A 13,255-nucleotide genomic window follows, 5' to 3' on the forward strand; every position below is an offset into this window, starting at 1 on the left:
ACGGTGGCAAAAAAGCCCTGATGCTGACAGAAAATCTGCCTACAAGAGAGAACACTATGACAACTGCCTTTTTCAAAAAGAGCCTGATCGCTGCCGCCGTCACCCTGGCCAGTACCCAAACCTTCGCCTCCGCGTTCCAGCTGAACGAACACTCAGCCTCCGGTCTGGGTCGCGCGTACTCAGGGGAAGCCGTCGTGGCGGACAATGCCTCCGTGGTGTCACGCAACCCGGCAGCCATGACCCGCTTTGACAAGATGGCACTCTCCGTCGCCGGCACCTATATCAAGCCGGATGTGGATGTAAATGGTGATATCTATGCCGGCCCCACCAAGTTGGCAAGCGCCAGCGAAAGCGGTATCGCGCCAAGCGCCTTCGTGCCTGCCACCTACTTCATCCAGCCGCTGAACGATCAGTGGGCATGGGGTATCGGCATATTCTCCAACTACGGTCTGTCCACCGAATATTCCGACAACTTCAACGCAGGCTCCATTGCCGGCGATACAGAGCTGCTGACCGTCAACATCAACCCGAACATCGCCTACCGCGTCAACCAGCAATTCAGTGTCGGTGCGGGTCTGAACCTGGTGTATGCCGAGGCTGAATTGAACCGCCGAGCCGGTGTGCTGGCCGCCGTGCCGCCACTGAGTGGCGTGCCGGGCATCGGCAAGGACACCATCGTCAGCCACATGAAAGGGGATGACTGGGGTTACGGCTGGAACGTGGGCACCATGTATGAGGTGAACGAGAACAACCGTTTCGCCCTGACCTATCGCTCCCAGGTAGACCTGACCTTCAAGGGTGACTATCGGGGAACCTCCTCCGGCTTCAAGACAGTCGGTGGCGAACTGCCGCTGGAGCTGCCAGCCCAGGCCGAATTCGCCGGTTACCACCGCCTGAACCAGCAATTTGCCACGCATTACTCGGTGAGCTGGACCGACTGGAGTGCCTTCCAGGAGCTCAAGGCCACCAGCGGCCAGTGCAACAGCGCTGACGGTGTCGGTGTCTGCCTGCACAAGCCGGAGAAGTTCAAGGACTCCACCCGTTACTCGCTGGGCGGCACCTGGTACGTCAATCCCGCTTGGGAAGCTCGCATCGGCTTCGCCTACGACAAGACTCCGATCACGCAGGAATACCGCAGCCTGAGTATCCCGGACTCCGATCGCATATGGTACAGCGCCGGTGCCACCTACCACATCGACAAGGACATGAGCGTCGATTTCGGTATGGCCTATCTGGACGGCAAGAAAGTTGACGTCAACGAGAAGCTGGTCGAAAACAGCGAAGCGCTGCGCTGGAAGGGTACCTCCCACGGTAACGCCCTGCTGGCCTCCGCTCAGTTCAACATGAAATTCTGATCGTCAGCCAATTGACAAGAGCGCCTACGGGCGCTCTTTTTTATGCCCAATTTCGTTTTCAGCGTACATCTGTAGCAAACAGTTGTTCACTTTTCCTTTTTTATCAAGCTATTAGCCCCCTATCCTTCAGCATTTAATCTTGTTTTTCTCCCCACAACGCCTCTGCCGTTGCCTTACTGGTCATACCATATAAAATCCTGCACCCGACCATAAGACAGATTGAACGCCAAGTTCACTTTCAAGGACCATCCCATGCACTCCACCATGACGCCGTCTCTCATCGCCCTGCTGATGCTATCAAGCCAGGCCCAGGCGGCAGGTTTCCAGCTGGCAGAACAATCCGCCACCGGCATGGGCCGCGCCTTCGCAGGCGAGGCCGCTATCGCCGACAATGCCAGCGTGCTCTCCCGCAACGCCGCCGCCATGACCCGCTTCGATCGCATGGCCTTCTCCGGCGGCTTCATCTATGTGCGCCCCGACGTCAACATCCAAGGGATCACCCGGGTCCCCACCGCCATGGGACCCGTTACGCTGGATGCGAGCGCCCACGACATTGCCGATGATGCCTGGATACCGAACGCCTACCTGATAGTGCCGCTCAATGAGCAGTGGCGACTGGGGCTGGCAGCGACCGCCTACTACGGCCTCGGCGTCGAGATGCCGGACAACTATAATGCCGGTCACTTCGGCAATGTCTCCGATATCAAGACCCTGGATCTGAGTGCCTCACTGGCCTATCGCATCAACCGTGTCTGGTCTGTCGGTGCCGGCATATCCGCCATTCAGGGGGAAGGGGAAGTGGGTGGCACCTTCCCCTCCAACAACAAGATCGCCAAGCACCTGAAGGGGGATGGCTGGGCCATGGGCTGGAACCTGGGTACCCTGCTGACGCTGTCGGATGCGACTCGCATCGGCCTCTCCTACCGCCACGACGTGACCCTGAGGCTCTCTGGCGATGCCATCGGCATCGATCAAAACGATCAGCCATTTACCGATACCGGCAGCCTGGAACTCCCCCTGCCCGCCACCGCCGAACTGGCGCTGTTTCATCAGCTGACGCCTAGCCTGGCGCTGCACTCAAGCATCAACTGGACCAACTGGAGCAAGTTCGTGCAGCTCGAATCCGAGCTAGACCACCACGGCGTCATGCACATCAAGGACGAACATTGGGAAGACAGCTGGCGCTACGCTCTGGGCCTGACCTATCAGCTGGCACCACAATGGCAACTGCGCTCCGGCCTGGCCTATGACCACAGCCCGGTGCCGGCAGATCGCCGTACCATCTCAATCCCTGACTCTGATCGGGTCTGGTATAGCGCCGGGGTGGGTTACCAGATCGACCGCCACCTCTCGCTGGATCTGGGTCTGACCCTGATCGATGGCAAGAAGGTGGAGGTGACCGAAACCATGCAGCTGAAACCCGGGCTACCGCAGACCACCTCCACCTTCCAGGGTACCTCGGAAGGGGATGCCTGGCTGGCCGGCCTGCAGTTGAATTACCTCTTCTAGCCCAAGCAGAGGCAGATCTCTCCTGCCATACAAGCACTATGCCAGTTATTGACCGTTTCCAGTCCGGTAGCACTGGCATAGTGCGCATCTTCACAATAAAATCAGTCCAGTACCCACACTGGAGAGATGCATGTATTCATACGTAGCAAGGCAGCCCATCCTGGATCGGGAATTGAATACCCACGCCTATGAGCTGCTGTTCCGCGACAGTCTGAATAATGTCTTTCCGGTGATCTCCTCCCAACAAGCCACAGCCAGACTGGTGGTCGAGCAGTTCCTGCAACAGAACATCGATCAGCTGCTCGGTGGGCATCCCTGCTTCATCAACTTCCCCCACTCCCTGTTGCTGGAGGGGCTGGCCGAATGCCTGCCACAAGATAAGGTGGTCATCGAGATCCTGGAAGATGCCGATCCCGATGATGCCCTGCTGGCCAAGGTGCAGCAGCTGCATGGGCTAGGTTATCAGCTGGCGCTGGACGACTTCACCATGTCGGACGAGTGGGAGCGCTTCCTGCCCTATATCCACATCATCAAGTTCGATCTGCGCGCCACCTCGCTGTTGCGGATCAAGATGTTCATCCAGCAGCATAAGCACCTCTCGCTCACCTATCTGGCGGAGAAGGTAGAAGACAAAGCGGAGTTCGAACGGGTGAAAAAACTCGGTATCGATCTGTTCCAGGGTTTCTTCTTCAGTCGACCCGAAATGGTGAAACAGGCCACCATGCAGCCCGCTCAGGTGGTGGTGATGCAACTGCTTAATGTGGTCAATCAGGAGGAACCCGACCTCAATCGCATCGAGCAACTGCTAAGTCAGGACATATCGCTGTCACTCAAGCTGCTGCGTTACGTCAACCACCTGAAGAGCCACGCCAATCCGATCTCCTCCTTTCGCCAGGCGGCCGTCTATCTTGGCCACGCCCAGCTCAAGCGCTTTGTAACCCTGGTCGCCACCACCAGTGCCGGCCATGGCAAGAGCGCCGAGCTCTATCAGATGTCCATGATCCGGGCCCGTTTCTGCGAGCTGCTGGCCCACGCCCATGCCCCTACCCAGCAGGCACAGCAAGCCTTCATCACAGGGTTGTTCTCGCTGCTGGATGTGCTGATGGAACAGCCGATGGACAAGCTGCTCGGCACCATTCCCCTGATCGAGGAGATCCGGGTCGCCCTGCTGGAACGCAAGGGCAACCTGGGATTTTATCTCTCGTTCTGTGAGGATTATGAGAGTGCAAACTGGCAGCGCATCACCGCCAAAACGGCCCGGCTCGGGCTCAATGAAGAGAAGGTCAGCCAGCTCTATCTGGCCGCAACGGCCTGGGTCAACCAGCAACTCCAGGCCATGGCAGACACGGATTAACCCAGCTCGATGGCAACCGCCGTCGCCTCTCCCCCACCGATACACAGGCTAGCCACTCCCCGCTTCAGGCCACGCGTGCGCAACGCATGAATGAGGGTGACCAGGATCCGGGCGCCGCTTGCCCCCAGGGGATGACCCAGCGCGCAGGCCCCGCCGTTCACATTCACCTTGTCATGGGGCAGCTTGCAGCCCGCCATTGCCAGCATACTGACCATGGCAAACGCCTCATTGACTTCGAACAGGTCAACCTCTTCCACTCGCCAGCCCACCTTGGCCAGCAAGCTGTGGATGGCGCCGACCGGGGCGCTGGTGAACTCGGCAGGGGCGGCCGCATGACTCTGATAACCCACCAATCGTGCCAGCACGGGCAGACCCAGTTGCGCGGCCGTCTCGGCCCGCATCAGGATCAGCGCCGCCGCCCCATCCGAAATGGAGCTGGCGTTGGCTGCCGTGATGGTGCCCTGCTTGCTAAATGCCGGTTTCAAGTGAGGGATCTTATCGGGCCTGGCCTTGGCGGGTTGCTCATCCTCGGCAAGCAGCAGGGTATCTCCGGCCAGCACCGGTGCCAGCTCATCCCTGAAGGCACCGCTTTGTTGCGCCGCCAGGGCGCGCGCCAGGGAAGCGATGGCAAAAGCGTCCATGTCGGAGCGGGCCAGACCGGCGCGATCAGCACTCACCTGAGCGTAATGTCCCATCAGTTGTCCTTCATAGGCATCCTGCAGGCCATCAAGGAACATGTGATCCAGCACACTCTGATGCCCCATTCGAAAACCGCTGCGCGCCTTGTCAAGCAAGTAGGGCGCACGGCTCATGCTTTCCATACCGCCTGCGATCACGATGTGAGTGTCACCGAGGCGCAAGCCATCTGCCGCCAGCATCACCGCCTTCATGCCGGAACCACACACCTTGTTGACCGTGGTACAGGGGATGCTGTCCGGCAAGCCGGCCTTGAGCACCGCCTGACGCGCAGGCGCCTGGCCCACCCCGGCACTGAGCACATTGCCCATATAAGCTTCATCTATCTGCTCCCCCTTGAGGCCGGCTTGCACCATGGCGGCCGCAATGGCGCAAGCGCCCAGCTCAGGGGCAGACACATTGGCCAACGCCCCCTGGAAGCCCCCCATGGGGGTGCGTTTGGCCGCAACAATCACAATATCCATCAATTGCACTCTCCTTGTTACCTGGACATAACATATGCTGCTCCCGCTGCGGGAACAAGACTTGCGGGGCAGTTGACGTTTGGGTAAGGTGCCAGCCTGCATTGACAACAAAATGACAGTCAAGATAGCGCCATGAACCGAACCAAGGATGACTCACGGACCTACAGCATCAGCGAACTGGCCCGTGAATTTGATGTGACGACCCGAAGTATTCGTTTTTATGAAGATCAGGGACTTTTGAATCCCGCCCGTCAGGGACAGACCCGGATCTACAGCCGGCAGGACCGGGTACGCCTCAAGCTGACCCTGCGCGGCAAGCGGTTGGGTTTCAGCCTGGCGGATATACGCGATCTGTTCGATCTCTACGATGCGGACAAGAGTAGCCGAACCCAGCTGCAGACCATGCTGGGGTTGGTTGCCGACAAGCGGGAGATGCTGGAGCAGCAGCTGGAAGACATCAAGATGGTGCTGCTGGAACTCGATGCCGCCGAGCAGCGCTGCCAGCAGGCACTGAACCAGTTGCAGAGAAGCACTGGGGATAAACCATAAAAAGGGGCCGAACGGCCCCTTTTTCAATGACTCGTTTGTGTTCTTGTTATTTTGACCAACGATCCGGATCGTAATCCGGGCTGTAGCGGTCGACGATAATGGCGCAGGCCGCGTCCCCTGTGATATTCAGGGCGGTACGGATCATGTCGAACAGGCGATCCAGTGCAAACAACAGCGGCAGCCCCTCGATCGGGATCCCGGCAGCCAGCAGCACGGCCACCACCAGGAAGCTCGGGCCCGGCACTCCGGCCTGACCAATAGCTCCCAGGGTCGAGGTCACTATGATGGCGGCCCAGGCACCCATGGAGAGATCTATGTTGTAGACCTGGGCGAAGAAGATGGCGACCAGACCGTAATAGATGGCATTGCCGCTCATGTTGATGGTGGCACCGAGCGGCAACACAAAGGAAGCCGTGGCGTTGGTCACCTTCAGATCCCGCTCGCAGGTTTCCATGTTCACCGGCAGGGTCGCCATGGAAGAGGCGGTGGAGAAGGCGACGATCTGCGGCTTCTTCATGGCAGAGAAGTACGTCATCACCGGCGTATTGGAGAAGATCATCACCAGCAGCGGGTAGACCACAAAGCCGAAGATCAGCGTGGCAGCCACATAGACCACGAACAACTTGAGTACCAGGGTCAGCACGTCGAAACCGTAGGTGCCTATGGCCTCGGCCATCAGACCAAATACCCCGAGCGGTGCTATCAGCATCACCTTGTTGATCATCCAGACGAAGGCGTCCACCAGCGTGTTGAGCCCGTCCACCAGCGGCTTGGCGCGCTCGCGGGGCTGCTTGGCCAGCGCGATGCCGAGGAACATGCAGAACACCAGGATCTGCAAAATGTTGGCCTCGTTCAGTGCCTGGAACACGTTGGTCGGGATCATGCCAAGCAGGGTCGACACCGCATCCGGCAAGGCGCCCTTGTCAGCGTAGTCACCGGAGAACATGGAAGCCATAGAGCCAAAATCGACCCCGACGCCCGGTTTGAACATTTGCCCCATGACCAGCGCCAGCAGCACGGCCAGCGCAGAGGTACCGAGGAAGAAAACCAGGGTGGTGACCCCTATCTTGCCTGCCGCCGGGCTGGCGCCCAGATTGGCCGCGCCCGACAGTATGGCGACGGCCACCAGCGGGATCACCAGCATCTTGATCAGCTGGATAAAAAGGGTACCGAGCGGCGCAAAGATGGTGGCTTGTTCACCCATGAACGCCCCCACCAGTGCCCCCAGCACCATGGCCACCACAACCTGGAAGCCAACGTTCTTTATGAGTCCTTTTGTTAACACAGAATGTTCCTTTTATTAGCAAATATTCACACTTTCCCAGTGTAATTAACCAAACAGGGGAAGAAACCTTGTTCATTCCCCTGAGCGCGCGCTTTATCTCACATTTATCTGCTATTTTAAATCGCCAGATCGTTAACGGGAGTTATTGATAAGTTTGCAAAAAAGTAAAGATTCAAAAGGAACATGGTGATTTTTGCTGCTTTGTTCATGACAACTGACAAAAAAATGTGCTATTTTTGCTATTCAAACGTGCATACAGGGATGGAAACATGCTGAAAGTTAACGAATATTTTGACGGAAATGTAAAATCCATTGGTTTCGAGCAAAAAGGAGATAAAGCCACGGTCGGCGTGATGAATGCGGGCGACTACCAGTTCAATACCGCCGCCCCCGAGCGGATGACGGTGGTCAAGGGTGCCCTCACCATACAACTGGCCGATGAGGATGAATGGCGCACCTACAGTCAGGGCCAATCCTTCGACGTGGCGGGCCACTCCTCTTTCAAGCTGGAGGTGAAAACCCCCACCGCCTATCTGTGCGAATTCCTCGACTGAGTGACCGAATGCAGATGAGTGGCTGAACCGTGCCAAGGAGCGGGCCCAAGTCCCGCTCCTTCTCTTTGACGCCCGCGCGCTCATTCCAACCTTTCCTGCCCGCTGCCAGCCACTCATTTGTATGCCGCCATCACACGCCTCAGCTTCCCTGCTTTCCATCGACTACAAAAAAATTACAATGTTTAGACAAACCCCATAATCGGAGTGGTGTCATGATCAGTGTCTTCGACCTGTTTTCCATCGGGATCGGCCCTTCTTCTTCGCATACCGTGGGGCCGATGCGGGCCTCCTGCACCTTTGTTAAAGAGCTCAAGCGACAGGGTCTGCTACCCCGGATCGAACGGGTAGAAGTGGAATGCTACGGCTCCCTTGGTCAGACCGGCAAGGGCCATGGCACCGGCAAGGCCATCATTCTGGGGTTGGCCGGCTTTGATCCGGAATCAGTGGACATAGAGGCGATTCCCGCCTTCCTCAGCGAAGTGGATCGCAACCAGTCGCTGCTGCTGGCAGGCGAGCAGCCATGCCAGTTCGCCCGAAGTGGCGCCATCATCTTCAATCGCCGCAAGACACTGCCCGCCCACTCCAACGGCATGACGCTGCGGGCCTTCGCCAGCGAAACCCTGCAGTTCGAGCAGACCTACTACTCGGTCGGCGGCGGCTTCATTATAGAAGAGAGCCACTTTGCCAACGCCAAAGAAGAGGCGGCCCGCTTCGATGCCGCCCATCCCATTCCCTACCCGTTCGAGAGCGGCGCCCAGCTGCTGGCCCATTGCCAGGAGAGTGGCCTCTCCATCTCGGGTCTGATGCTGGCCAACGAGAAGGTGTTTCGCAGCGAACAAGAGATAAAAGCGGGACTGCGCAAGATCTGGCAGGCGATGCAGGCCTGTGTCGAGCGCGGCTGTCGCAGTGAAGGGGTACTGCCAGGTGGCCTCAAGGTGAAACGCCGGGCCCCGGCCCTCCATCGTCAGCTCAGTTGCGAGACCAACTTCAACAAGGATCCCCTGATGGTGATCGAGTGGGTGGACTTGTTTGCGCTGGCCGTCAACGAAGAGAACGCCGCCGGAGGCAGGGTGGTCACCGCCCCCACCAACGGCGCCGCCGGCATCATTCCCGCCGTGCTGCACTACTATGATCGCTTCGTACGCAAGGTGGATGATGAACTGCTGCTGAGCTACTTCCTTACCGCCGCCGCCATCGGCATCCTATATAAGAAGAACGCCTCCCTGTCGGGGGCCGAAGTGGGCTGCCAGGGGGAAGTGGGCGTCGCCTGCTCCATGGCCGCCGGCGCCCTGACCGAAATCCTGGGTGGCAGTCCCGCCATCGTCGAGAATGCCGCCGAGATCGGCATGGAACACAACCTGGGCCTCACCTGCGATCCGGTGGGCGGGCTGGTGCAGGTGCCCTGCATAGAGCGCAACGCCATGGGCGCGGTCAAGGCCATCAATGCCTCCCGCCTGGCCCTGCGTGGCACGGGTGAGCACAAGGTGTCCCTGGACAAGGTGATCAAGACCATGTGGGAAACCGGCAACGACATGAAGACCAAGTACAAGGAAACCGCTCGCGGTGGCCTGGCGGTTAACATTACAGAATGTTAATAACAGCCAATTGACTCCACTTCGTCCCAAAATACCCGGCCTGGCCGGGTATTTTTATGGGCAAACGCTTAACAAAATGGATAAGCATCAAAATAAATTTTATACTCGCGTCTCTGATTCAACAAAAATAGATCTATTTCAACTTTTTTTAGGCTTTGAACCGTTACACTGCGGTTATCTGGTTCATTGACCTCGGCGACGACGCCCTCGTCCCATGGATCACCCCGTTTCTGCGAGTGGGCATGGCGCCCCCTTCTATCCTGAGGTAATTGTTACATGATCAGCGTTTTTGATATCTTCAAAATCGGTGTTGGCCCCTCCTCTTCCCACACTGTCGGCCCGATGAAAGCTGCCAAACAGTTCGTGGATGAACTGCGTGCAGGCGGCAAGATCCGTGACATCACCCGGATCCAGGTCGATGTTTATGGCTCACTCTCCTGGACCGGTAAAGGTCATCACACCGATACCGCTATCATCATGGGTCTGGCGGGTAACCTGCCGGAAAACGTCGACATCGACGCCATCCCTGAATTCATCTCCCGCGTAGAGCAGACCGGCCGCCTGCCGATCGGCCTGCACTGCCACACTGTCAGCTTCCCCAAGGGTGCCATGGTCTTCCATGATGAGGCCCTGCCGCTGCATGAAAATGGCATGAAGCTGACCGCCTTCATCGAAGATGACGCTGTCTACAGCAAGACCTACTACTCCATCGGTGGTGGTTTCATCGTCGACGAAGAGAACTTCGGCAAGGCCGACAGCGGCGACATGTCTGTCAACTACCCGTTCAAGAGCGCGGCGGAGCTTATCGCCCACTGCAGCCAGACCGGGCTCTCCATCTCCACCCTGATGCTGGAGAACGAGAAGTGCTTCAACACCCCGGAAGAGATCTACAAGAAGCTCGGCAAGATCTGGAACACCATGCGTGAAGGGATTGAGCGTGGCTGTCGCACCGAAGGTGTGCTGGCCGGCCCGCTGCGTGTGCCCCGCCGCGCGGCGCCCCTCTACCGTCAGCTGACCACCAACGAAAATCTCTCCAACGATCCGATGAATATCATCGACTGGGTCAACATGTTTGCCCTTGCGGTGAGTGAAGAGAACGCCGCCGGTGGCCGCGTCGTCACGGCACCGACCAACGGCGCCGCCGGTATCATCCCGGCCGTGCTGGCCTACTACGACAAGTTCATCCAGCCGGTGGGTCGCGACGAATACACCCGTTTCTATCTGGCTGCCGGTGCCGTGGGCATGCTCTACAAGATGAACGCCTCCATCTCCGGCGCCGAAGTGGGTTGCCAGGGTGAAGTGGGTGTCTCCTGCTCCATGGCCGCCGCGGGTCTGACCGAACTGATGGGCGGCAGCCCGGAGCACGTGTGTGAAGCCGCCGAGATCGGCATGGAGCACAATCTGGGTTTGACCTGTGATCCGGTTGCCGGTCAGGTGCAGGTACCTTGCATCGAGCGCAATGCCATCGCAGCCATGAAGGCGGTCAACGCCTCCCGCATGGCCCTGCGTCGTACCTCCAAGCCCCGCGTCTCCCTGGACAAGGTCATCGAGACCATGTACATCACCGGCAAGGACATGGACTCCAAGTACCGTGAAACCTCCCGTGGTGGCTTGGCCATCAAGGTGATGCAGGTTGCCTGCGAATAAGCAGCGGCTGCCAAAAATACAAAAAGGCGGGAATTCCCGCCTTTTTGTTGCCCGTTATTTCGATTGCCTCGCCTGACTTGTCATCCCTGCTCATCCCATATTCCCGCGCCCCATTCATCCCTCAAGATAAATACAGTGTTCCACACACCACCTGAATCGTCCGGGTCTGCACCGATTATTCCACGAGGCGATCGGCCAGGGTGCCCACCGCCACCACGAAATAGTGGGAGCGATTCCAGTGGCGCAACACCAGATAGTTGGGATAAGCCAGATAGGCGCGGCCCTTGGCATCATCGGGGCGCACCAGAGAGGCCTGCATCTCGACCCCGGGCAAGGGTGAACCATCAAGCTGACGAACGCCGAGAGCCTGCCACGCCGACAGCTGCCGGGTCTGCTCCAGCCCGAGCAAGGCGGGATCCAGCCCCTCTGGCAACTTGACCTGACGCCCCCAGGTTTCATCGCTGTGCCAACCATTCTGCTGCAGATAATTGGCTGCCGAACCAAACACATCCGCGAGATTGCCCCACAAGTCCTTCTTGCCATCCCCATCCTGATCGACCGCGTACTTGAGGAAGGAAGATGGCATGAACTGCACCTGCCCCATGGCACCGGCCCAGGAGCCCTTGAAGGCGGATGGGGTCACATGCCCCTGCTCTATGATGCGCAGGGCATCCAGCAGTTGCCCCTTGAAAAAGTCCTCCCGCCGACCATCCCAGGCCAGGGTTGCCAGCGAGGAGATCAGCGGATAGGTGCCGGTCAATTTACCGAAATTGGTTTCTATGCCCCACAAGGCGACAATAAAACGGGGCTGCACGTCATATTCTGCCCCTATTTTTGTGAGCAGCGGCAAATGCTGACGATATAGGGCCTTGGCCTGATTGACTTTCCATTGCGGAACCGCGCGTGGAATATAGCTGTCCAGCGTCAGTTTAAATTCTGGCTGGTTTTTATCGTGTTTGATGGCGGGCTCGATGACCCGAATATTGGCAAAGGCAGCGGCCACCGTTTCGGGCTTGATACCGGCGGCCAGGGCCTGCTGTTTGAGTCCAGCCACATAGGCGTAAAAATCGGGGCTGGCCTGCAACGGGGCACTTAACAGCCCGCTGAATAATAACAGAGCCAGCCGACACTTCATCAGCGCGAGGCCTTTAATTGTGCCTTGTGCTGTTCCAGCAGATTTTCCGGCGGCGGTGGCACCTGCAGATAGAAGCCCTGGCTTGTCAGCGCCGCCATCACCCGGCTGGTCGAAGCAATCCCCAAGGGCCTGGCTGGGTCCAGCTTGGTCATCAATACCAGCTCAGGGCGACCAAATGTCCTCATCAGCACCTCGGGTACACGGGAAAAATCCTCTCTTCTTTCAACAAAAAGATAGGTCTCGGCTTTTTTGCGACTTTTATAGACTGCACATAACATGGAAATTGATATAATCCGACGGGTTTATTGCCTCTGATGGTGGCAAACTATAACATCAGGAATTGAATAACAATAACGGATTACCGTCTCTGTCTCGGGGAAGATTCATGGTTGAGCGCGATAACGAATTGAAAGGGACCACCTTCACTATTTCTGTGTTGCATATCAGCGATGGCAAGCCTGAGCGGATCCGCCAGTTGCTGGCGGCAAAGGTCGCCCAGGCACCCCTGTTTTTTAATTGTGCTCCCCTCGTCATCAATGTGGAACGGCTTGCGGATATTCCCGACTTCGAACAGCTTAAGGAGCTGGTGGAGTCTGAGGATTTCGTGCTGGTCGGGATCACAGGGACACAAAATGAGGCGATGAAGACGGCCGCCAAAGCGGCGGGGCTGGCGGTGATGGCCTCTGGCAAGAGCCGCAAGGCCGAGCATCCGCCGGAAAAAACACCCATCCCGGCGCCCGTGGTCGAGGTAAACGCCACCCCGGCGCCTCTGGTGCCGAGCAAGGTACACGTGGGCCCGGTGCGATCCGGCCAGCAGCTCTATGCTGCTGGCACCTCGCTGGTGATACTGGGCTCGGTGAGCCCGGGAGCCGAAGTCATCGCCGATGACAGCATTCATATCTATGGCACCCTGCGCGGCAGGGCCATAGCCGGTGCCAAGGGCAACACCCAGGCACGGATCTATTGCCAGCAATTACAGGCTGAGCTGCTATCCATCGCAGGCACGTTTCAACTGAGCGATGCACTGCCGGCCGGCCTGATACAACAGCCAGTACATGTCCGGCTGGATAACGAACAACTCCGAATAGACCATATCAAATAGAGTTACAAGG

At 58.1% G+C, this 13,255-nt stretch carries 12 protein-coding genes; 8 read left to right on the forward strand and 4 right to left on the reverse strand.

The genetic code is table 11. The annotated features are described in order from the left end of the window. The first annotated feature begins 56 nt into the window (after positions 1 to 56). The 3 genes from WJM78_RS10360 (at position 57) to WJM78_RS10370 (ending at position 4,218) form a co-directional block, all read left to right on the forward strand. Positions 57 to 1,355, forward strand: coding sequence for an outer membrane protein transport protein (locus WJM78_RS10360; protein WP_042037322.1), 1,299 nt, complete (start codon positions 57 to 59; stop codon positions 1,353 to 1,355). A gap of 252 nt (positions 1,356 to 1,607) precedes the next feature. Next, a complete protein-coding gene (locus WJM78_RS10365) occupies positions 1,608 to 2,864 on the forward strand; it encodes an OmpP1/FadL family transporter (RefSeq protein ID WP_339015546.1) in 1,257 nt (418 codons plus the stop codon). Positions 2,865 to 2,994: 130 nt separating this feature from the next. Continuing rightward, positions 2,995 to 4,218, forward strand: a complete 1,224-nt coding sequence (locus WJM78_RS10370; protein ID WP_042037324.1) for an EAL and HDOD domain-containing protein — start codon at positions 2,995 to 2,997, stop codon at positions 4,216 to 4,218. Here the strand turns inward: WJM78_RS10370 and WJM78_RS10375 are convergent. Beyond that, on the reverse strand, positions 4,215 to 5,378 hold the full coding sequence (locus WJM78_RS10375; RefSeq protein WP_339015548.1) for an acetyl-CoA C-acyltransferase: 1,164 nt from the start codon (positions 5,376 to 5,378) through the stop codon (positions 4,215 to 4,217). The two genes, WJM78_RS10370 and WJM78_RS10375, sit on opposite strands and share 4 nt — an antisense overlap. A 132-nt stretch (positions 5,379 to 5,510) precedes the next feature. On the opposite strand from WJM78_RS10375, the gene WJM78_RS10380 reads away from it, so the two are divergent. Further along, positions 5,511 to 5,927 carry a MerR family transcriptional regulator gene (locus WJM78_RS10380; RefSeq protein WP_212513099.1) on the forward strand — a complete coding sequence of 139 codons (417 nt, stop codon included), beginning with the start codon at positions 5,511 to 5,513 and terminating at the stop codon, positions 5,925 to 5,927. Between the two features lie 46 nt (positions 5,928 to 5,973). Here the strand turns inward: WJM78_RS10380 and WJM78_RS10385 are convergent, their stop codons facing one another. Further along, on the reverse strand, positions 5,974 to 7,212 hold the full coding sequence (locus WJM78_RS10385; RefSeq protein WP_042037327.1) for a dicarboxylate/amino acid:cation symporter: 1,239 nt from the start codon (positions 7,210 to 7,212) through the stop codon (positions 5,974 to 5,976). Between the two features lie 269 nt (positions 7,213 to 7,481). On the opposite strand from WJM78_RS10385, the gene WJM78_RS10390 reads away from it, so the two are divergent. The 3 genes from WJM78_RS10390 to WJM78_RS10400 all read left to right on the forward strand — a co-directional run bounded on the left by WJM78_RS10390 (position 7,482) and on the right by WJM78_RS10400 (position 11,008). Next, on the forward strand, positions 7,482 to 7,766 hold the full coding sequence (locus WJM78_RS10390) for a pyrimidine/purine nucleoside phosphorylase (protein ID WP_042037328.1): 285 nt from the start codon (positions 7,482 to 7,484) through the stop codon (positions 7,764 to 7,766). 212 nt (positions 7,767 to 7,978) lie between these two features. Further along, a complete protein-coding gene (locus WJM78_RS10395) occupies positions 7,979 to 9,361 on the forward strand; it encodes an L-serine ammonia-lyase (protein ID WP_042037329.1) in 1,383 nt (460 codons plus the stop codon). 276 nt (positions 9,362 to 9,637) lie between these two features. Continuing rightward, complete coding sequence (locus WJM78_RS10400) at positions 9,638 to 11,008, forward strand: L-serine ammonia-lyase (RefSeq protein ID WP_042037330.1); 1,371 nt, start codon at positions 9,638 to 9,640, stop codon at positions 11,006 to 11,008. Between the two features lie 175 nt (positions 11,009 to 11,183). Here the strand turns inward: WJM78_RS10400 and WJM78_RS10405 are convergent, their stop codons facing one another. Then, on the reverse strand, positions 11,184 to 12,143 hold the full coding sequence (locus WJM78_RS10405) for a lytic murein transglycosylase (RefSeq protein ID WP_339015552.1): 960 nt from the start codon (positions 12,141 to 12,143) through the stop codon (positions 11,184 to 11,186). Next, positions 12,143 to 12,421, reverse strand: coding sequence for a YcgL domain-containing protein (locus WJM78_RS10410; protein WP_042037332.1), 279 nt, complete (start codon positions 12,419 to 12,421; stop codon positions 12,143 to 12,145). The genes WJM78_RS10405 and WJM78_RS10410 overlap by 1 nt, the downstream gene beginning before the upstream one ends. Positions 12,422 to 12,528: 107 nt before the next feature. On the opposite strand from WJM78_RS10410, the gene minC reads away from it, so the two are divergent. Then, positions 12,529 to 13,245 carry a septum site-determining protein MinC gene (minC, locus tag WJM78_RS10415; protein WP_339015555.1) on the forward strand — a complete coding sequence of 239 codons (717 nt, stop codon included), beginning with the start codon at positions 12,529 to 12,531 and terminating at the stop codon, positions 13,243 to 13,245. The last annotated feature ends 10 nt before the right edge of the window (positions 13,246 to 13,255 follow it).

The organism is Aeromonas popoffii (assembly GCF_037818705.1).
GTDB classification, from domain to species: domain Bacteria; phylum Pseudomonadota; class Gammaproteobacteria; order Enterobacterales; family Aeromonadaceae; genus Aeromonas; species Aeromonas popoffii.

Excerpts from the sequence above, each read along its gene's own strand:
- WJM78_RS10390 (WP_042037328.1), top strand. The coding sequence starts at position 7,482 with ATGCTGAAAGTTAACGAATATTTTGACGGAAATGTAAAATCCATTGGT.
- WJM78_RS10410 (WP_042037332.1), bottom strand. The coding sequence starts at position 12,421 with ATGTTATGTGCAGTCTATAAAAGTCGCAAAAAAGCCGAGACCTATCTT.
- minC (WP_339015555.1), top strand. The coding sequence starts at position 12,529 with ATGGTTGAGCGCGATAACGAATTGAAAGGGACCACCTTCACTATTTCT.
- WJM78_RS10370 (WP_042037324.1), top strand. The coding sequence starts at position 2,995 with ATGTATTCATACGTAGCAAGGCAGCCCATCCTGGATCGGGAATTGAAT.
- WJM78_RS10365 (WP_339015546.1), top strand. The coding sequence starts at position 1,608 with ATGCACTCCACCATGACGCCGTCTCTCATCGCCCTGCTGATGCTATCA.
- WJM78_RS10380 (WP_212513099.1), top strand. The coding sequence starts at position 5,511 with ATGAACCGAACCAAGGATGACTCACGGACCTACAGCATCAGCGAACTG.
- WJM78_RS10375 (WP_339015548.1), bottom strand. The coding sequence starts at position 5,378 with ATGGATATTGTGATTGTTGCGGCCAAACGCACCCCCATGGGGGGCTTC.
- WJM78_RS10395 (WP_042037329.1), top strand. The coding sequence starts at position 7,979 with ATGATCAGTGTCTTCGACCTGTTTTCCATCGGGATCGGCCCTTCTTCT.
- WJM78_RS10400 (WP_042037330.1), top strand. The coding sequence starts at position 9,638 with ATGATCAGCGTTTTTGATATCTTCAAAATCGGTGTTGGCCCCTCCTCT.
- WJM78_RS10405 (WP_339015552.1), bottom strand. The coding sequence starts at position 12,143 with ATGAAGTGTCGGCTGGCTCTGTTATTATTCAGCGGGCTGTTAAGTGCC.
- WJM78_RS10360 (WP_042037322.1), top strand. The coding sequence starts at position 57 with ATGACAACTGCCTTTTTCAAAAAGAGCCTGATCGCTGCCGCCGTCACC.